The organism is Streptomyces sp. CA-294286, from assembly GCF_050947155.1.
GTDB lineage: Bacteria > Actinomycetota > Actinomycetes > Streptomycetales > Streptomycetaceae > Streptomyces.
On the sequence record NZ_CP192005.1, the window covers coordinates 4,635,830 to 4,653,952 of the forward strand.

Annotated in this window: 16 protein-coding genes and 1 pseudogene; 7 read left to right on the forward strand and 10 right to left on the reverse strand. The window is 73.2% G+C overall.

The window, feature by feature from the left end; all coding sequences use genetic code 11:
- Positions 1-44: 44 nt before the first annotated feature.
- Positions 45-800 carry an adenosylcobinamide-GDP ribazoletransferase gene (locus ACQPZG_RS25190; RefSeq protein WP_433549541.1) on the reverse strand — a complete coding sequence of 252 codons (756 nt, stop codon included), beginning with the start codon at positions 798-800 and terminating at the stop codon, positions 45-47.
- 145 nt (positions 801-945) lie between these two features.
- Between ACQPZG_RS25190 and ACQPZG_RS25195 the strand changes: the two genes are divergently transcribed.
- Positions 946-1,689 (forward strand): hypothetical protein, encoded by a 744-nt coding sequence (locus tag ACQPZG_RS25195; protein ID WP_433547995.1) that lies wholly within the window; start codon positions 946-948, stop codon positions 1,687-1,689.
- Here the strand turns inward: ACQPZG_RS25195 and ACQPZG_RS25200 are convergent.
- The 4 genes and pseudogenes from ACQPZG_RS25200 to ACQPZG_RS25215 all read right to left on the reverse strand — a co-directional run bounded on the left by ACQPZG_RS25200 (position 1,650) and on the right by ACQPZG_RS25215 (position 5,479).
- Complete coding sequence (locus tag ACQPZG_RS25200) at positions 1,650-2,417, reverse strand: hypothetical protein (protein ID WP_433547996.1); 768 nt, start codon at positions 2,415-2,417, stop codon at positions 1,650-1,652. The genes ACQPZG_RS25195 and ACQPZG_RS25200 overlap by 40 nt on opposite strands.
- Positions 2,414-2,920: pseudogene (locus ACQPZG_RS25205) on the reverse strand (phosphatidylglycerol lysyltransferase domain-containing protein); the annotation flags it as partial. The pseudogene ACQPZG_RS25205 and the gene ACQPZG_RS25200, both read right to left, overlap by 4 nt.
- Before the next feature lie 168 nt (positions 2,921-3,088).
- Positions 3,089-4,192, reverse strand: a complete 1,104-nt coding sequence (gene cobT / locus ACQPZG_RS25210) for a nicotinate-nucleotide--dimethylbenzimidazole phosphoribosyltransferase (protein WP_433547997.1) — start codon at positions 4,190-4,192, stop codon at positions 3,089-3,091.
- A 90-nt stretch (positions 4,193-4,282) separates the two neighbouring features.
- The gene (locus tag ACQPZG_RS25215) at positions 4,283-5,479 is read right to left on the reverse strand and encodes a bifunctional adenosylcobinamide kinase/adenosylcobinamide-phosphate guanylyltransferase (protein ID WP_433547998.1); all 1,197 of its coding nucleotides are present in this window, start codon (positions 5,477-5,479) and stop codon (positions 4,283-4,285) included.
- A gap of 81 nt (positions 5,480-5,560) precedes the next feature.
- Between ACQPZG_RS25215 and ACQPZG_RS25220 the strand changes: the two genes are divergently transcribed.
- Entirely contained in the window at positions 5,561-5,767 is a 207-nt protein-coding gene (locus tag ACQPZG_RS25220) for a hypothetical protein (protein ID WP_185025862.1), read from the forward strand.
- Between the two features lie 296 nt (positions 5,768-6,063).
- Here the strand turns inward: ACQPZG_RS25220 and ACQPZG_RS25225 are convergent, their stop codons facing one another.
- The 4 genes from ACQPZG_RS25225 to ACQPZG_RS25240 form a co-directional block, all read right to left on the reverse strand.
- Positions 6,064-7,203: a S1C family serine protease gene (locus ACQPZG_RS25225; protein ID WP_433547999.1), complete on the reverse strand. Its 1,140-nt coding sequence runs from the start codon at positions 7,201-7,203 to the stop codon at positions 6,064-6,066.
- Positions 7,204-7,254: 51 nt separating this feature from the next.
- Positions 7,255-9,051 carry an ABC transporter ATP-binding protein gene (locus ACQPZG_RS25230; protein WP_433548000.1) on the reverse strand — a complete coding sequence of 599 codons (1,797 nt, stop codon included), beginning with the start codon at positions 9,049-9,051 and terminating at the stop codon, positions 7,255-7,257.
- Positions 9,052-9,163: 112 nt separating this feature from the next.
- Positions 9,164-9,844, reverse strand: coding sequence for a class I SAM-dependent methyltransferase (locus tag ACQPZG_RS25235; protein WP_433549542.1), 681 nt, complete (start codon positions 9,842-9,844; stop codon positions 9,164-9,166).
- A gap of 191 nt (positions 9,845-10,035) precedes the next feature.
- A complete protein-coding gene (locus ACQPZG_RS25240) occupies positions 10,036-10,641 on the reverse strand; it encodes a DUF3043 domain-containing protein (protein WP_433548001.1) in 606 nt (201 codons plus the stop codon).
- Between the two features lie 343 nt (positions 10,642-10,984).
- Here ACQPZG_RS25240 and ACQPZG_RS25245 point away from each other — a divergent pair, with 343 nt between their 5' ends.
- The 5 genes from ACQPZG_RS25245 to ACQPZG_RS25265 all read left to right on the forward strand — a co-directional run bounded on the left by ACQPZG_RS25245 (position 10,985) and on the right by ACQPZG_RS25265 (position 17,566).
- Positions 10,985-11,782 carry a PspA/IM30 family protein gene (locus tag ACQPZG_RS25245; protein ID WP_433548002.1) on the forward strand — a complete coding sequence of 266 codons (798 nt, stop codon included), beginning with the start codon at positions 10,985-10,987 and terminating at the stop codon, positions 11,780-11,782.
- Positions 11,783-11,810: 28 nt separating this feature from the next.
- Positions 11,811-12,089, forward strand: a complete 279-nt coding sequence (pspAA, locus tag ACQPZG_RS25250; RefSeq protein ID WP_433548003.1) for a PspA-associated protein PspAA — start codon at positions 11,811-11,813, stop codon at positions 12,087-12,089.
- A 141-nt stretch (positions 12,090-12,230) separates the two neighbouring features.
- Positions 12,231-13,541, forward strand: coding sequence for a sensor histidine kinase (locus ACQPZG_RS25255; RefSeq protein ID WP_433548004.1), 1,311 nt, complete (start codon positions 12,231-12,233; stop codon positions 13,539-13,541).
- Positions 13,538-14,257 (forward strand): response regulator, encoded by a 720-nt coding sequence (locus ACQPZG_RS25260; RefSeq protein ID WP_433548005.1) that lies wholly within the window; start codon positions 13,538-13,540, stop codon positions 14,255-14,257. The genes ACQPZG_RS25255 and ACQPZG_RS25260 overlap by 4 nt, the downstream gene beginning before the upstream one ends.
- A gap of 147 nt (positions 14,258-14,404) precedes the next feature.
- A complete protein-coding gene (locus ACQPZG_RS25265) occupies positions 14,405-17,566 on the forward strand; it encodes an efflux RND transporter permease subunit (protein WP_433548006.1) in 3,162 nt (1,053 codons plus the stop codon).
- Between the two features lie 149 nt (positions 17,567-17,715).
- Here ACQPZG_RS25265 and ACQPZG_RS25270 read toward each other — a convergent pair whose 3' ends face one another.
- A complete protein-coding gene (locus ACQPZG_RS25270; protein WP_433548007.1) occupies positions 17,716-18,105 on the reverse strand; it encodes a YciI family protein in 390 nt (129 codons plus the stop codon).
- Between the last annotated feature and the right edge of the window lie 18 nt (positions 18,106-18,123).

Consider the following 18,123-nt stretch of genomic DNA (forward strand, 5'->3'; position numbering starts at 1 on the left):
ACGCCGGGGCGAGCGCAGAGCCGCCCGGCCCCGCTGTCCTGGCCTCACCCCAGGGCGAGCACCACCAGGGCCGCTGTCGCCGCGGTCTCCGCGAGCGCCCCGAACACGTCCCCCGTCACCCCGCCGAACCGCCGTACGCAGTGCGCCAGCAGCACCTGGGCGGCCCCCAGGGCGCCCAGCACCGCCAGGGCGTGGTGCAGCGCCGCGTACGGTCCCAGGGCGAGCCCCGCGGCCGCGCACAGCGCCGTCGCCACGACGGCCGTCAGGGCCGCGCCGGGCAGCGGGACGACCCCGGCCACGGCGGCCCCCAGCCCCTCCGGCCTGGCGGCGGGCACGCCCGCGCGCGAGGCCAGGGTGAGTGCCAGCCGGGCCGCGACCCCGGCCACCAGCGCGGCCAGCGCGCCGTGCGCCCACCCGGCCGCGTACAACTGCGCCAGCACGGCCACCTGGGCGAGCAGCGTGAACAGCAGCGTGATGACGCCGAAGGGCCCGATGTCGGACTGCTTCATGATGTCCAGCGCCCGCGCGGCGGGCTGGGCGCTGCCGAGCCCGTCGGCGGTGTCCGCGAGTCCGTCCAGGTGCAGCCCCCGGGTCAGCGCGGCCGGTACGGCGGCCGACGCGACGGCGGCGAGCAGCGGGCCCCCGCCGAGCACCAGCACGAGTGCGCCCAGCGCCGCCGCGCCGAGCCCGACCACCGCGCCGGCGAGCGGTGCGCACAGCATGCCCGCGCGGGCCGCCGCACGGTCCCAGCGGGTGAGCCGGACGGGGAGGGCGGTCAGGGTGCCGAAGGCGAAACGCAGGCCGTCCGCGACGGAGGGGCGCGCGGACGGCGGGGGAGCGGGAGACGGGGCGGGCGGGGGAGTGGTCACCGGGCGCAGGCTATCCCCCGGGCCGGGCCGGTAGGTTACGCATCAGGAACAAAACCGGCAAAGCGGAGTGGGTGGCATGGGTCACTGGATCTACCGGAACATCGTCGAACCGGGAAAGCTCCCGCTCTTCCTCGCGCTGCTCTCGTTCGTCCTGTCCTTCCTGGTCACCCGCACCATCACCCGCCTCATCCGGGCCGGAAAGGGTCCCTTCCGGAACGTCACCCCGGGCGGCATGCACATCCACCACGTGGTGCCCGGCGTCGTCCTCACCACCGTCGGCGGCTTCGGCGCCGTCTCCAGCGGCCGGCACGGGGCGGGCGCGGCGGTCTGCGCGGTCATCTTCGGCCTGGGCGCGGGACTGGTCCTGGACGAGTTCGCGCTGCTCCTGCACCTGGACGACGTGTACTGGAGCGAACAGGGCCGCACCAGCGTGGAGATCGTGGTCCTCACCGCCGCACTGGTGGTGCTGGTGCTGACCGGCTTCCTGCCGTTCGGCGTGAACGACCTGACGCAGGAGGAGGCGCAGAACAGGGGCCTGTTCGTCGCGAACATCGTGCTGAACGGGGCGTGGTCGGTGGTCGCCCTGTTCAAGGGAAAGGTGCGCACGGCGTTGTTCGGGGTCGTCGTCCCCTTCGTCGGGCTCGTCGGCGCGGTCCGGCTCGCCCGCCCCCACTCGCCCTGGGCGCGCCGCTTCTACGCTCGCAGGCCCCGGGCTCGGGCCAGGGCGACGCGCCGCGCCTACCGGCACGACCGCCGCTGGGCCCGGCCCAGGCGCGCCCTTCACGACTGGATCGGCGGCGCCCCCTCGTCCCGTCCCTGACCCCTGCCGCGGCCGTCCGCGACGGCACGGTCCCGATCGCCCGCCCGTCGCTCCCGGTGCCTGCGCACCGCCCCCTCGGCGAGCATCAGGAGAAACACGCCGAGCAGCGCCGCGATGTGCTCCTTGCCCGCGAGGTTCGGCTTGACGACCACCTCGACGACCATCGCGAGGACGACCAGGCCCGCCGTCCAGTGAGCCCCGTACCGCCCGCACACGTAGAGCGCGAGTCCCACCACGGCGGCCGAGGGACCGGTGTCCACGACCGCCCTGTCCGCCTCGGGCAGCCCGATCACCGTCTCCGGGCCGAGCGCGACGCCCACGCGCGCGTAGAGCGTGCCGGACAGGGTGGCGACGTAGGCGAGGAAGAGCGTGCGCAGGCGCCCCAGACAGATCTCCGCGATGCCGAACACCAGCAGCATCTGGGCGAGCGCCCCCCACACCGGCAGGTCCAGGGCCGGCACGAACAGCGACAGCGGAGTGCGCAGCAGCGCCAGCCACAGCGGGTCCTGCGCGCGCACCGCCCCGATGTTCTGAACGGTCTGATAGCCCCATTCCTGATTCTGCACGATCTGGAACAGCAGGGTCAGACACACGGCGACGAGAGTCATCGGGACGGCCCGCCAGGTGCGGGTCCCCAGCGCCTCGCGCACGCGCGCGTACAGCGGCCCCCACTCGCGGCGGGCGAAGCGCCGTACGGGCGAGCCGGCGCCAGCCGTCGCGCCCCTCACGGTCTCTTCTCCGTCCCCAGGCGCTCGCGGTGCGTCCACCGGGGCGGACGGGGGGCTTCGAGGAAGCCTTCCGCACGCCCTGCGGCGATGCCGGTGCGCAGGAGATCGGCGCTCTTCTCGGACAGCATGAAGCGGGGCTCCCGGATCGGTCGGTACGTGGCGTCGGCCCGGTACGGCGACCCGATCTGCCACCGGCGCGAGAAGAAGCCGAGCAGCGAACGCCACAGCCTCAGCACCGGTACCGCACCGAGGCGTGCACCACGCTCGAAGACCGAGCGGGACATGGCGAAGTTGAGCGGCGCGTGAGTGACGTCGATCTCTTCGGCGCGCCGGAGGAGTCCGCTCCCCATGAACTCCGTCAGCCCGTTCTCGGCGTCCCGGTCGCGCCGCGCGAGGTCGCGGGACGGTCCCTCCGGCTCCCACGGTACGAAGCTGAGCGCGGCCCGCAGTGCGCCTCGGGCGTCCGTGCGCTCCGGCCTCACGCAGTGCCCGTCCGCCGGAAGGACGCGCCGCGCCGCGCCGGCTCCGTGCCGCGGCGCACGGTCGGCGTCCCGGCGGGCGGGGCTTCGGCGAGCAAGCGGACATCTCCCATGAATCGCGATGATAGGGGGCATTCCGCCGTATTGAGGTGTGGTGTCCCGGGATGTCGGCGAGGACTGCCGGGGGTCGACTCAGCCGTCCAGACCGTCGTCCGCCCCGTCGCTCCCGGCCTTCTCCGCGTCCGCGGTCTCCTCCCGTACCGGCAGCTCCGCGGCGAGCGCGGCGGCGGCCTGCACGACGGGGAGCGCGAGCAAGGCCCCGGTCCCTTCCCCCACGGTGACGCCCTGGTCGAGCACGGGGGTGAGCGCCATCCGGTCCAGCGCCTTCGCCTGCGCCGGTTCGCCGCTCGCGTGCCCCGCCAGCCACCAGTCCGGCGCCCGGAACGCGGCCCGCTGCGCCACCAGCGCACACGCCGCCGACACCACCCCGTCCAGGATCACCGGTGTGCGGCGCACCGCGCACTGGAGCAGGAACCCGGTCATCGCCGCCAGGTCCGCGCCGCCCGCCGCGGCCAGCAGCTCCAACTGGTCACCGAGGACCGGCCGGGCCCGCCGCAGCGCGTCCCGCACCGCCGCGCACTTGCGCATCCATGCCAGGTCGTCGATGTGCGCACCGCCGCGCCCGGTGACCACCGAGGCGTCCGTGCCGCACAGGGCGGCGATCAGGGTGGCGGCGGCCGTGGTGCCGCCGACGCTCAGATCCCCGAGGACGACCAGGTCGGTGCCGGAGTCCGCCTCCTCGTCCGCGACCGCCATGCCCAGCCGTACGGCGGTCTCGGCCTCCTCCAGCGTCAGCGCGTCCTCGATGTCGATGCGCCCCGAACCGCGCCGCACCCGGTGCCGCACGACCTCCTCGGGCAGCAGCGCCGGGTCGCAGTCCAGGCCCGCGTCCACGATCCGCACCCGGGCGCCGACGCGCCGTGCCAGCACGGCCACCGGGCTCGCCCCGTCCAGCGCGGCCCGCACCAGCAGATGCGCGGACCCGGCCGGGCGGGCGGACACGTCCAGTTCGGCGACCCCGTGGTCACCGGCGAACAGCACGACCTTGGCCCGCTCGACCGGCTTGACGGGCACCGCGCCCTGCGCGGCGGCCAGCCACTCGCCCAGCTCGTCGAGGCGGCCGAGCGTTCCGGGGGCCACGGCGAGGCGTTCGCGGCGGTCCTCGGCATCACGCCGCACGCCGCTGTCGGGACGTTCGATCAGGTCGGAGAAGTCGTCGAGATTCAGCGCGCTCATTCGCCGAACAGTACCGGCCGAACGGCCCGCTCCTGAGTGCCCGGACCCTCCTGCTACGGGCCCCGCGGGGCCGCGGGGCCGCTCGCCCGCTCAGCGCAGCACCAGCGCCTGCCCCGCCACCACCAGCAGCACCTGCTCGCACTCGGACGCGAAGGCCGCGTTCAGACGGCCCAGTTCGTCGCGGAAGCGGCGGCTGCCCGCCGACGCCGGGACGATTCCCGACCCCACCTCGTTGCTCACCACGACGACCGTGCGCCGGGTGGCGCGCACCGCCCCCACCAGTTCCGCCGTCCGCTCCCGCAGCGCCTGCTGCCCGCCGGACGCCCACTTCTCGTCGTCCCACGCGCCGACCCGGTCCATCGCGTCCGTCAGCCACAGCGCCAGGCAGTCGATCAGCAACGGAGGCCCGTGCTCGGCGAGCAGCGGCGCCAGCTCGCAGGTCTCCTCCGTGCGCCAGCTCCCCGGCCGGCGCTCCCGGTGCAGCCCGATCCGCTCCGCCCACTCGCGGTCACCGTCGCGCCGTCCGCCGGTCGCCACGTAGACGACGTCGGGGAAGCCCGCCAGCCGCCGTTCCGCCTCCACCGACTTGCCCGACCGCGCGCCGCCCAGCACCAGCGTCCGCCGCGGCACGTCCGGCACCTCCCGGTACGCCCCGACCACGAGCGTCGTCCCGTCCGGCACGACCCGCGCCCCGAACGCGGCCAGCCGCCGCTCGGCCTCCGCACCGGCGGGAACGTCGTGGTCCAGGTGCACGGCGACCACGTCGGTCGTCGCGTCGACCGCGCCCCGCATGCGCAGCCCGGCCAGCGCGTCCGGCCGCCGGACGGCGTCCATCACCACCATGTCGTACGGGCGCGCGCCGCCGCTGTCCCCGGCGGGCGCACCGCCGGGCGGCAGGTACAGCAGCCGGTTGCCCTCCGCCGACGTCACCTCGTACCCGGTCCCGGGGGAGTCCATCGCCACCGCCCGCACCCGGTGCCCGCTGATCAGCGTCAACTCCTGGCCGTCCGGCACCCGCCCGGCCCGCGGCAGCCCCGGTGGCAGCTCCACGGGAGGCCCGTCGTGCGGATGGGTGAGCAGCACCTGCCGTACGCCGCCCAGCGAATGCCCCGCACGGGCGGCGGCCAGCGCCGCCCCCGGGGTCAGGTCGAGCAGCAGCGCGTTGTCCACCAGCAGCGCGGTCGCGGCACGCGCGTGCGTACCGCGGGCGGTGGCGCACGTCGCGCAGGGGCAGTCGGGGCGGGGCAGGCCGGTGGGTGCGCCGGTACCGAGGAGAGTCAGTTCCACAGGACGATCCTCCCGCGTCCTTGTGCGCGCTGCGCGCCCGGCTACGCTGCGAGCAGCATCTGATCGACCCGGGAGGCGTACATGGCGTGGACGTGGCGGTTCGAGACGGCGGACGGGACCGAGGTCCAACCGGCGGTGGAGCCGGAGGAGTTCACCACACAGGGGGACGCGGAGTCCTGGCTCGGCGAGGTCTGGAAGGACCTCCTGGAGGGCGGCGCCGAACAGGTGGTCCTCTCGGAGGACGGAACGAAGGTCTACGGACCGATGAGCCTGCGAGCGGACGGCTAGGGCGCCGGGCGGGGGCGGGCGTACGGGGTGGCGGGCCGGGGCGGGCGTACGCGGGGTGGCGGCGTCGGGAGCGTGGCCGCGCCGTCCGGCGGGGGCCGCCCCCCTGCCCGCGCGTCCCGCCCCCGGGGGGCGGCCCCGCCGCCCAAGGGGCTCACGGCAGGCGGCCCGCCGTCCGAAAGGGCTCACGGCGGGCGGGCCGCCGCCCGAGAGGGCTACGGTGGGGCGGCCTGCCGGCAGTGGGGGCTCACGGCGGGCGGCAGGCCACTCACCGCCCGAGGGGGCGGCTGGCGCCTCGGTCAGATCTCCCCGAGTGTCACCTCCGCCGAAGCCTCCTTGCCGTCCCGGACGTATTCCACCCCGGTCTTCTCGCCCGGCTTCGACGAAGCCAGCAGTTCCGTCAGCGACGTGATCGTCTCCACCGGCTTCCCGCCGATCGCGGTCACCACGTCGCCCGGCTTCAGCCCCGCCTTCGCCGCCGCTCCGCCCGGCTGGACGGCGACCACCGCCACGCCCGCCGGCTGGAAGTCGTCACCCAGCACCGTCCGCCCGGTGATGCCCAGCGCGGCCCGTCCCGAGTCCGTGACCTTCCCGGTCCTGATGATCTGGTCGGCGACCGTCTTCACCATCGACGCGGGAATCGCGAACCCGATCCCGGGTGCGGGCCCGCCGCCCATCTGCGGGTCGCTGGCGGCCAGGGTGGGGATGCCGACGACCCGGCCGTCCAGGTCGACCAGTGCGCCCCCGCTGTTGCCGGGGTTGATGGCCGCCGAGGTCTGCACCATGTTCCCGATGGTGGCTCCGGGCCCGGCCCCGGTGCTGGGCTCGCTCACCGTGCGGCCGACGGCGGAGACGATGCCCTGGGTGACGCTGCTGGAGAGCCCGAGCGGGCTGCCCATGGCCAGGACGATCTGTCCGACCTCGACCTTCGCCGAGTCCCCGAGCGGGGCCGGCTTCACCCCGTCGGGCACCTTGTCCAGCTTGATGACGGCGAGGTCCTGTTCCGGGTACGTCGCCACGAGCTTCGCGCCCACGGGGGCCCCGCCCTCGGTGGCGACGGTGACCTTGAACTGCTTCTCGTTGCCCACCACGTGGGCGTTGGTGACGACATGGCCCCTGTCGTCGTAGACCACCCCGGAGCCGAGTCCGCCGCGCGCGTCGATCTGCACAACCGACGGCAGCACGTTCTTGATCACCCGCTGGTAGTCCTGCTCCAGCTGCCGGGGGCCGCCGGCGCCGGAGCCCTGGGAGGGCGCGGCGGGCGTGGAGACGGCCGCCGAGCCGGACGGCGCCAGGGCGCTCGGGGCCGGTTCGGAGCACCCGGCCACCCCGGCCACCAGGACCGAGCAGAGGCTCAGCGTGGCCAGCGCGCGGCGGCGGGCCGGAGCGCCGGGGAGAGGGAGGAGACGTGCACGGAGGAGTGAAGATCGGTCTTCCATGTCTGGAGTGTCCCTTCTGTCCGTACGGCACGGCCCGCCGGAAGGGGCCGATCAGGGGGCCTGGGGCACGGCCGGCTCCGCGTGCAGGAACTGCGTCGCGGCCAGTTCCCCGTAGAGCGGGTCGCCGGAAACCAGCTCCGCATGCGTGCCCACGGCCCGTACCTTCCCCGCGTCCATGACCACGATGCGGTCGGCGAGCGTCACCGTGGACAGCCGGTGCGCCACCACCAGCACCGTCATCTCCCGCGCCGCCTCCGCGACCGCGTCCCGCAGCGCCAGCTCGTTCACCGCGTCGAGCTGCGAGGTCGCCTCGTCCAGGAGCAGCAGCCGGGGTTTGCGCAGCAGGGCCCGCGCGATGGCGACGCGCTGCCGTTCGCCGCCGGACAGCTTGGACCCGCGGTGTCCGACCACCGTCTCCAGTCCGTCCGGCAGGCGTTCCACCAGCCCGTCCAGCCGCGCCTTGACCAGTACTTCCCGTATCGCTTCGTCCGAGGCGTCCGGCGCGGCGAACACCAGGTTCTCCCGCAGGGTGCCGGCCAGGACGGGTGCGTCCTGCTCCACGTACCCGATGGCGGCGCGCAGATCGGCGAGCGGCCAGTCCCGTACGTCGCGGCCGTCCACCAGCACCCGGCCGCCGGTCGCCTCGTAGAACCTCTCGATCAGCCCGAACACGGTCGTCTTCCCGGCCCCCGAAGGGCCGACGAAGGCGGTCATGCCGCCGCCGGGCACCTCGAAGTCGACGCCGTGATGGACGTACGGCAGGTCGTCGCGGTAGCGGAAGGCGACGCCCTCGAAGGCGACCTGCGCGGGGCCGCCCGTCACGGGAGCCAACGGCGCCCCCGGCTCCTCCACCGCCAGCTTCTCCGCGTCCACGATCCGGGCCACCGCCGCCGACCCCACCTGGTACTCGGTGACCGCGCTCACCATCTGGCTGATCGGGTCGATCAAGTAGAAGAGGTACAGCAGGAAACCGATCAGAGTGGCCACCGAGATCGACCCGGAAGCCACCCGCGCGCCGCCTATCCCGAGCACTGCCAGGAACGACATCTGGACCGCCAACCCGACCGAACTCCCCGCCAGTGCCTGCCACTTGGCGGAGCGCACGCCGTGCCGCCAGGCCTCCTGCGCGGCGCTCTCCACGACCGAAGCCTCGCGGGCCTCGGCTCCGGAGGCCTTGACCGTCCGGAAGGCGCCGAAGGCGCGCTCCAGCACGGTCGATATCGCTCCGACGGCCTCCTGGGACTGCTTCGTCGCCTGCGCGATCTTCGGCATGACGAACCCGACGGCCCCGCCGATCAGCACGATCACCCCGAGGGTGACCCCGAGCAGCACCGGGTCCAGGACCGCCATCAGCGCGATCGTCGCGAGGAAGGTCAGGCTGCCGGTCGCCGCCGAGACGATGGAACTCGTGGTGACCGAGCGCAGCAGCGTCGTGTCGGAGGTGACCCGGGACATCAGGTCGCCCGGCTGGGTGCGCTCCACCTCGGGCACCCGCAGCCGCAGCAGCCTGCCGATCAGGTTTCGGCGGGCGACCAGGACGACGGTCTCGGCGGTGCGTTCCAGAACGTACGAACCGACGGACGCGATCGCGGTGCCGAGCACCACGAGCGCGGTGAGCAGCAGCAGGAGGCCGACGATCGACTCGCCCTCACCGAGCCGCTCGACGAGCACCATGGCCGCGAGCGGCTGTGCCAGCCCGCTCGCCGCGCCGATCAGCGTGAACAGCGCGCCGAGCGCGACGGCCCAGCGGTGCGGACGGAAGTGCTGGTAGAGCGCACGCCAGGTTTCGCGCGCGGGCAGTTTGGGGGTGCTGACCGGTGCCCCGGTCTTTTGCGTTGTCGTGGCCACATGGAGGGGGACGCGGAACGGGGCCGCGTGCCTGACTGCCGCGGTGGGGCAATTTCCTCCTCACCGGCCCGGCCGCACGTCCGACGGCCGGACTCCCGGATTCACCCCGCCGTCAGCCCCGCACCCCGCACAGATGCAGCAGCGCCGCCACCCGCCGGTAGGGATCGGTGCGCCCCGCCCGGTCCTCCAGGGCCAGCACCCGCGTCAGCTCGTCCGCGGACGGCGGGGCGCCGTCCGGCGCGGCGTCGGTGAAGACCCGCACCCCGTACCAGGCGCGCAGCGGGGCCGCGATCCCGGCGAGCGTGGCGGTCAGCGCGTCGAGCCGGTCCGCCCGCACCGGCAGCCCCCGCCGGTCGGTGTACGTGTCGGTGTCCATGAGGGCGAGCGCCCCCGCCCAGTCCCCGGCGAGCGCAGGCCGCATCGCCAGCGCCTCCGCGTTCCGTACGAGAAGGGACAGCAGCCCGCCGGGCGCAAGCATCCTCCCCAGCCCCGCGACCAGCGCGTCCGGCTCCGGCACGTGCATCAGCACCCCGTGGCAGAGCACCACGTCGAAGCTGCCCGGGAGGAAGTGCACGCCGGTGTCGCGGCCGTCGCCCTGCATGAGCCGCACCCGCTCGCGGATCCCGGCGGGCTCCACCGACAGCGCCTCCCGGGCCGTCGCCAGCATCCGAGCGTCGGCTTCGAGTCCGGTCACCCGGTGGCCCGCCCGCGCGAGACGCAGCGCCTGTGTGCCCCGGCCCATGCCGACGTCGAGTATCCGCAGCCGCTGCCCGACCGGGAAGCGGCCGGACATCTGCTCGTCGAGCTGGCGGGCGACGAGCTCCTGCCGGACCCTGTCGCGCAGTCCCCCCGGCTGCCCCGCACCGGCCCCGCCGGCCGGACGGGGCACCGCCGCCGGACCGGTCGGCCATGCGGCGAAAGCCCCGTCGAAACCCGCCGGATCGGCGGTCGACGGGGCTCCCGGAAAGAGGGGGGTTTCCCGGCTCAGGGCCGTTCTCCGCGTTTGACCTGCGGCTTCGGCAGACGGAGCCGGCGCATCTGGAGCGAACGCATCAAACCGTAGGCCACGGCGCCGCGCAGGGGATCGTTGGGGAAGCGCGTCCGCAACTGCTTCTTCAGGCGGATCGACAGACCGACCGAGTCGATCACGATCAGCACGATCACCGCCATCCACAGCATCAGCGAGACCGTCTGCAAGTTCCCGACCTGCACCATGCTCAGGACGAGGATGAGCACCGCCATCGGCAGGAAGAACTCCGCGACGAAGAAGCGCGAGTCGACGAAGTCGCGCGTGAAGCGGCGCACCGGGCCCTTGTCACGCAGGGGCAGGTACCGCTCGTCACCGCTGGCGAGGGCTTCGCGCTGCTTGGCGAGGTCGGCGCGGCGGGCCTCCCGCTGGCGCTTCATCGCCTCCTTGCGGTTCGTCGGCGCGGTCACCGCGCTACGGCGCAGCGACTGCGCGACGGCGCGCTTCGGGGTGGGGCGCCCCTTGGGCGCCTGCGGGTCACGGGGCTGCTTGGAGAGGTCGGCAGTCACCTTGTCGGAGACGGCGGTCTTCTCAGCGCTGGAGTTGGCACGGCTACGGAACACAAAACCCAAGGGTACGGGGTGGGACGCATGGACCCCAGCCTTGAGGGGAACGATCCGGCAACACCTGCGTCGGACGGCCGGCCCGCGAAGCCCTCACCACACCTGCACACGGGCCGCTCGGGGCCCTGTGGAAGGGGTCGGCGGGCCGGGGCTCCGGGGTGGCGGTACAGGGTTGCCCAGGGGCCCGCGTACTCCCTACGCCTGAGCCCGCGTCCGCACAGTCGTCCCCAGGGAGGAGTCCATCGGCGCCCTAACAGTGCGGTAATGGAGACAGGGCCCGTACTGTGGGTTCTGTTGGAGTGACCAGGAGCCGGAGTCCGTCAGAAGGGGGCGCGCGAAGCCCATGAGCGGTGTCATGAAGCGTATGGGGATGATCTTCCGCGCGAAGGCGAACAAGGCCCTTGACCGGGCCGAAGACCCGCGGGAGACACTCGACTACTCGTACCAGAAGCAGCTGGAGCTGCTGCAGAAGGTGCGCCGCGGAGTCGCCGACGTAGCGACGTCGCGCAAGCGGCTCGAACTGCAGCTCAACCAGTTGCAGGGCCAGTCCTCCAAGCTGGAGGACCAGGGCCGCAAGGCGCTCGCACTGGGCCGGGAGGACCTCGCCCGCGAGGCCCTGTCCCGCCGTGCCGCGCTGCAGCAGCAGGTCACCGACCTGGAGACGCAGCACCAGACCCTCCAGGGCGAGGAGGAGAAGCTGACCCTCGCGGCACAGCGCCTCCAGGCCAAGGTCGACGCCTTCCGGACGAAGAAGGAGACCATCAAGGCCACCTACACGGCGGCGCAGGCGCAGACCCGGATCGCGGAGTCCTTCTCCGGCATCTCCGAGGAGATGAGCGACGTCGGCGTCGCGATCCAGCGCGCCGAGGACAAGACCGCGCAGCTCCAGGCCCGCGCGGGAGCCATCGACGAACTGCTGGCATCGGGCGCGCTGGACGACCAGTCCGGCCTCGCCAAGGACGACCTCCAGGCCGAACTGGACCGCCTCTCCGGCGGTACGGACGTCGAGCTGGAGCTCCAGCGGATGAAGGCGGAACTGGCCGGCGGACCGTCCCAGCAGGCCATCGAGGGCGGCCCGCAGGACGCCGCCCAGCCCCACCGGCCCCAGTCGCAGTCCCACCCCAAGTTCGACAAGCAGTGACAAGCAGTAGAGCCGGGAGGACGACGTCATGATCGTACGGATCATGGGCGAGGGTCAGCGAGACCTGGCCGACAGCCACTTCGGCGAGCTCAACAAGCTCGACGACGAACTGCTCGCCGAGATGGAGAACGGCGACGGGCCGGGCTTCCGCCGCACGCTGCAAGCGCTGCTCGACGCGGTACGGAGCCTGGGCACGCCCCTTCCCGACGACTCCCTGGAGCCCTCGGAACTGATCCTCCCGGCACCGGACTCCACCCTGGAGGACGTCCGCGCCATGCTCACCGAGGACGGCCTCATCCCGGGCTGACCCTCCCACTCCACTCCCACACCGAGCCCCGCCACCCCGGCGGGGCTCGGCGCGTTCCGGGGTACGCCGACTTGGTCCCGCGCCCGCCGCAGTCCCCGTATCGCGACCCGGGCCTACCGCCGGCCCCCGTACGGTGGCCCCATGACCGCCGCCTCCGTTCCGGGCTCCGGACCCGCCGGCCCTCTCAGCCGTCCCCGGTCCTGGCTCCGGGCCCACCCCCTCGCCTTCGACGCGGCCCTCGCCACCGCGCTCCTCGCGTGCATGGTCTTCGCGTCGTTCGCCGACCCGCACGGCGGCCCGCATGGTCCCACCTTCGGCACCCGCGCCCCCGGCCCGCTCAGCATCACCCTGATGGCACTGGCCGCCGCCGCGCTCGTCCTGCGCCGCCGCAGTCCCGTCCCGGTGCTGGCCGTGACCTGGGCCCTCACCGTCACCGAACTCGCCCTGGCCCCCACCGGCCCGCCGGCCCCCGTGGCGATGGCCGTCGTCGTCGCGCTCTACACGGTCGCCGCCCGCACCGACCGCCCGACCACCTGGCGCATCGGCCTGCTCACCATGACCACGCTGACGGCCACCGGCATGTGCCTCAGCGACGGCCCCTGGTACGCGCAGGAGAACCTGGGCCTGTTCGCCTGGACCGGCATCGGCGCCAGCGCGGGCGACGCCGTCCGCAGCCGCCGCGCCTTCGTCGACGCCATCCGCGAGCGCGCCGAGCGCGCCGAACGCACCCGCGAGGAGGAGGCCCGCCGACGGGTCGCCGAGGAGCGCCTGCGGATCGCCCGCGACCTGCACGACGTCGTCGCCCACCACATCGCCCTGGTCAACGTTCAGGCGGGAGTCGCCTCGCACGTCATGGACAGGCGCCCCGACCAGGCCAAGGAGGCACTCGCCCACGTACGGGAGGCCAGCCGCTCCGCCCTCAACGAACTCCGCGCCACCGTCGGCCTGCTGCGGCAGTCCGGCGAACCGAACGCCCCCACCGAGCCCGCCCCCGGCCTCGCCGTCCTCGACGGCCTGCTCGACACCTTCCGCAACGCCGGCCTGCCGGTCGTCCTCGCCCGCACCGACGAAGGGGCGCTCCCCGCCTCCGTCGACCTGGCCGCCTACCGGATCGTCCAGGAGGCCCTCACCAACGTCCGCAAGCACGCCGGCCCGCACGCGAAGGCCGAGGTCAGCGTCGTGCGCGTCGGTGCGTCGATCGAGGTCACCGTCCTGGACGACGGTGTCGGCCCGCCCGCCGACCGCGGCCCCGGCGCAGCCGCCGAACCGCCCGGGGACGGCGGCGGCCACGGCCTCCTCGGCATGCGCGAACGCGTCGGCGCCCTCGGCGGCACCCTCACCGCGGGCCCCCGCTACGGAGGCGGGTTCCGCGTCCATGCGATCCTGCCCGACACGGCGGGCGCCGGCAGGGAGCCCCGCACGCACACCGCACCGGGGGAGGAGCCCGCATGACCGGACGTCGAAGCCCCGCGTCTCTTCCCCCCATCAAGGTCCTCCTCGCCGACGACCAGGCCCTCCTGCGCAGCGCCTTCCGGATCCTCGTCGACTCCGAGCCGGACATGGAAGTGGTCGGCGAGGCGGCCGACGGCGCCCAGGCACTCGAACTGACCCGCCGCACCCGCCCCGACGTCGTCCTCATGGACATCCGGATGCCGGGCACCGACGGGCTGACCGCGACCCGCGCGATCGGCGCCGACCCCGAACTCGCGGCCGTGCACGTGGTGATGCTCACCACCTTCGAGGTGGACGAGTACGTCGTCGAGTCGATCAGGGCCGGGGCGTCCGGCTTCCTCGGCAAGGGCGCGGAACCCGACGAACTCCTCAACGCCATCCGGATCGCCGCCCAGGGGGAGGCCCTGCTGTCGCCCGCCGCGACCAAGGGCCTCATCGCCACCTTCCTCAAGCAGGGCGACGCCGACGGCCCCGCCCCGAGCGCCGACAGCGCCCACGCCGAACGTCTCGCCTCCCTGACCGTCCGCGAACGGGAGGTCCTCGTCCACGTCGCGGGCGGCAACTCCAACGACGGGATCGCCGCCGTCCTCGCCGTGAGCCCCCTCACCGTCAAGACCCACGTGAACCGCGCGATGTCCAAGCTGGGCGCCCGCGACCGGGCACAACTGGTGGTGTTCGCGTACGAATCGGGCCTCGTACGCCCAAGGGTGGAGTGAGGGTCCGATCCCGCGTACTCCACCTGCGGTACGCGCGGATCGCAAAGGGGACCTGGGGGCGACCGGACAGCGGCTCTCCGTGGCCGATCGTATGAGTGGACCTCCGCGTCCACCTGCACCGCTCGCCACAGAAGAGAGACTCCACCCATGTCCTGGCTGTCCAGATTCAGCCTCGCCCAGCGGGCCCTGATCGGGCTGATGTCGATCGTCGCGCTGGTCTTCGGCGCGATAGCGATCCCGCAGCTCAAGCAGCAGTTGCTGCCCACCATCGAGCTTCCGATGGTGTCCGTGATCGCCCCCTACCAGGGCGCGGCTCCCGACGTGGTCGAGAAGCAGGTCGTCGAGCCCCTGGAGAACTCCCTCAAGGCGGTCGACGGCATCGAGTCCGTGACCTCCACGGCGAGCGAGGGCTCCGCCGTGATCATGGCCCAGTTCGACTACGGGGACGAGGGCACCAAACAGCTCGTCGCCGACGTCCAGCAGGCCGTGAACCGCTCCCGGGCGATGCTCCCCAAGGACGTGGACCCGCAGGTCGTGGCCGGTTCCACGGACGATCTGCCGACCGTCACCCTCGCCGTGACCTCGGACAAGGACCAACAGGCCCTCGCCGACCAGCTGGACCGCACCGTGGTCCCCGTCCTCCAGAACATCGAAGGCGTCAGCCAGGTCACCGTCGCCGGCGTCCAGGAACTCCAGGTCGCCGTCACCCCCGACGACGCGAAGCTGGCCGCCGCGGGGCTCGACGCGATGACGCTCGGCCAGGCCCTCCAGCAGGCGGGGGCGACCGTCCCGGCCGGCGCGTTCACCGAGGACGGCAAGTCCCGTACCGTCCAGGTCGGCGGCAACCTCACCTCGCTGAAGCAGATCGAGGACCTGCGGATCGGCGGCCGGCCGAAGCCGGGCGACGCCGCGCCGCCCGAGCCGGTGCGCCTCGGTGACGTCGCGACGGTCGAGGAGAAGCCCGCGCAGGCGACCTCGGTGACCCGTACCAACGGCAGGCCCAGCCTGTCGCTGTCGATCACGATGGACCGGGACGGCAGCGCCGTCGCCATCTCCGACGCGGTCAAGGACAAGCTGCCCGAGCTGCGCGACAGCCTCGGCTCCGGCGCCACCCTGACCACCGTCTTCGACCAGGGCCCCGCGGTCTCCAAGTCGATATCCGGCCTGACCACCGAAGGCGCGCTCGGTCTCGTCTTCGCGGTCGTCGTCATCCTGGTCTTCCTGGCATCGGTCCGCTCGACGCTGGTCACGGCGATCTCGATCCCGCTGTCCGTCGTCCTCGCGCTGATCGTGCTGTGGACCCGGGACCTCTCCCTCAACGTCCTCACTCTCGGCGCGCTGACCATCGCGATCGGCCGCGTCGTCGACGACTCGATCGTCGTCCTGGAGAACATCAAGCGGCACCTGTCCTACGGCGAGGAGCGGTACAGCGCGATCGTCACCGCGGTGAAGGAGGTCGCGGGCGCGGTCACCTCCTCCACCCTGACCACGGTCGCGGTGTTCCTGCCGGTCGGCCTGGTCGGCGGCATGGTGGGTCAGCTCTTCGGCTCGTTCTCCCTCACCGTCTCGGCCGCCCTGCTCGCCTCCCTCCTCGTCTCCCTCACGGTCGTCCCGGTCCTCTCGTACTGGTTCCTGCGCGCCCCCAAGGGCTCGGAGGGCGTCGACCCGCAGGAGTTGCGCCGCAGGGCGGAGGAGCAGGAGAACAAGTCCCGCCTCCAGCGGGTGTACGTCCCCGTGCTCCGCTTCGCGACCGGGCGCCGCCTGGTCAGTCTGGCGATCGCGCTCGTCGTGCTGGTGGGCACGTTCGCGATGGCGCCCCTGCTGAAGACCAACTTCTTCGACGAGAGCGAGCAGGAGACCCTCTCGCTCTCGCAGAAACTGGAGCCCGGCACCGGCCTGGAGGCCACGAACGCGGCGGCCCTCAAGGTCGAGAAGGCCATCGAGTCCGTCGACACGATCAAGGACTACCAGGTCACCGTGGGGTCCTCGGGCTTCATGGCGGCCTTCGGCGGCGCCTCCGGCGCCCACCAGGCCACGTACCAGCTCACCCTGAAGAGCGCCGAGGACGCCAAGGCGGCCACCAGGGAGCTCCAGGACAAGCTCGCCGGCCTCCGCGGCATCGGCGACACCCAGGTCGGTGCGGGCGGCGGCTTCGGCAGCCAGGACCTGAGCGTCGTCGTCAAGGCGGGCGACCCCGGCACTCTCGCCACGGCGACGGAACAGGTGCGGTCCGCCGTCGCCGGTCTGAAGGACGTCACCGACGTCCGGAGCGACCTCGCCCAGTCCGTGCCGCGCATCTCCGTCAAGGCCACCCCGAAGGCCGCCGAGGCCGGCCTCGGCGACGCGGCGCTCGGTGCGGTCGTCGCCCAGGCGGTACGCGGCACCCCGTCCGGCAAGGCCATGCTGGACAGCACCGAACGCGACATCGTCGTCAAGTCCGCCAGGCCCGCGACCACGATGGACGAGCTGAAGAAGCTGCCGGTCGGCCCCGGCGTCACCCTCGGCCAGGTCGCCGACGTGAAGCTGGTCGACGGCCCGGTGTCCATGACCCGCATCGACGGCGCCCGCTCGGCGACCGTCAGCGCCAAACCGGTCGGCGACAACACCGGTGCGGTCTCCAGCGCCCTCCAGGCGAAGATCAACGACCTGCAGGCCGAGCTGCCCAAGGGCGCCACGGTCTCCGTCGGCGGCGTCTCCGCCGACCAGGAGGAGGCGACCGCCAAGCTGTTCCTGGCCATGCTGGCAGCCGTCGCGATCGTCTTCCTGCTGCTGGTCGCCACCTTCAAGTCGCTGATCCAGCCGCTGATCCTGCTGGTCTCCATCCCGTTCGCGGCGACCGGCGCGATCGGCCTGCTGCTCGCCACCGGCACCCCCATGGGCGTCCCGGCGATGATCGGCATGCTCATGCTGATCGGCATCGTCGTGACCAACGCGATCGTGCTGATCGACCTGATCAACCAGTACCGGGCGCAGGGCATGGGCGTCGTCGAGGCGGTCGTGGAGGGCGGACGCCACCGTCTGCGCCCGATCCTCATGACCGCACTGGCGACGATCTTCGCGCTGCTCCCGATGGCGCTGGGCATCACCGGGGAGGGCGGTTTCATCTCCAAGCCGCTCGCCATCGTGGTGATCGGCGGCCTGATCACGTCGACCCTGCTGACCCTCCTGCTGGTGCCGACCCTGTACGCCATGGTGGAGCTCCGCAAGGAGCGCCGGGCGGAGAAGAAGGCGGCCGGGCGGGACGAGCGGAAGCCGGACGACGCCGACACGGCGTCAAAGGGCGACGAGCGGGAGCACGTGACGGTCTGACCCTGTCCGCGGCCGGAACATGAGTAAGGGGTGGCCTCCTGGAGGCCACCCCTTACGCATGTGTGCGTGCGACAGGCGCGGCTTACGCATGTGTGCGTGCGACAGGCGCGGCTTACGCATGTGTGCGTGCGACGGGCGCGGCGCGAACGTCAGACCGTCGGGTCGTCCGGAATCGGGTGCACCTCGACCGGGTCGTTGCCGGGGGTGCCGCCCGGCCCGGGGCACGCCGAGGCGCGCGCGGCGATCTCGTACGCCCGCTCCGCGCTCTTCACGTCGACGACCCAGTACCCGGCGAGGATCTGTCCCTTCACCGCCTGACCTTCGGTGACCTGCGGCGTGCCGTCGGCGTCGGCCCGTACGGTCTTCGCCAGTCCGGGGCCGCCCAGTCCCCGCGCCTCGACCAGTTCGCCCGCCGAGGTCAGCTCGTTGTTGAGGGCCTCCATGTGGGCGAACATCGCCTTCATGTCGTCGGGGCCGAAGGACGACATGACACTGTCCCAGCTGTCGGCGTCCACGTTCATCTGGATCATGTACAGCATCAGTCCGTGCTCCTCGTG

Excerpts from the sequence above, each read along its gene's own strand:
- ACQPZG_RS25195 (WP_433547995.1), top strand. The coding sequence starts at position 946 with ATGGGTCACTGGATCTACCGGAACATCGTCGAACCGGGAAAGCTCCCG.
- cobT (WP_433547997.1), bottom strand. The coding sequence starts at position 4,192 with ATGAGCGCGCTGAATCTCGACGACTTCTCCGACCTGATCGAACGTCCC.
- ACQPZG_RS25220 (WP_185025862.1), top strand. The coding sequence starts at position 5,561 with ATGGCGTGGACGTGGCGGTTCGAGACGGCGGACGGGACCGAGGTCCAA.
- ACQPZG_RS25225 (WP_433547999.1), bottom strand. The coding sequence starts at position 7,203 with ATGGAAGACCGATCTTCACTCCTCCGTGCACGTCTCCTCCCTCTCCCC.
- ACQPZG_RS25235 (WP_433549542.1), bottom strand. The coding sequence starts at position 9,844 with ATGTCCGGCCGCTTCCCGGTCGGGCAGCGGCTGCGGATACTCGACGTC.
- ACQPZG_RS25245 (WP_433548002.1), top strand. The coding sequence starts at position 10,985 with ATGAGCGGTGTCATGAAGCGTATGGGGATGATCTTCCGCGCGAAGGCG.
- pspAA (WP_433548003.1), top strand. The coding sequence starts at position 11,811 with ATGATCGTACGGATCATGGGCGAGGGTCAGCGAGACCTGGCCGACAGC.
- ACQPZG_RS25255 (WP_433548004.1), top strand. The coding sequence starts at position 12,231 with ATGACCGCCGCCTCCGTTCCGGGCTCCGGACCCGCCGGCCCTCTCAGC.
- ACQPZG_RS25260 (WP_433548005.1), top strand. The coding sequence starts at position 13,538 with ATGACCGGACGTCGAAGCCCCGCGTCTCTTCCCCCCATCAAGGTCCTC.
- ACQPZG_RS25265 (WP_433548006.1), top strand. The coding sequence starts at position 14,405 with ATGTCCTGGCTGTCCAGATTCAGCCTCGCCCAGCGGGCCCTGATCGGG.
- ACQPZG_RS25270 (WP_433548007.1), bottom strand. The coding sequence starts at position 18,105 with ATGCTGTACATGATCCAGATGAACGTGGACGCCGACAGCTGGGACAGT.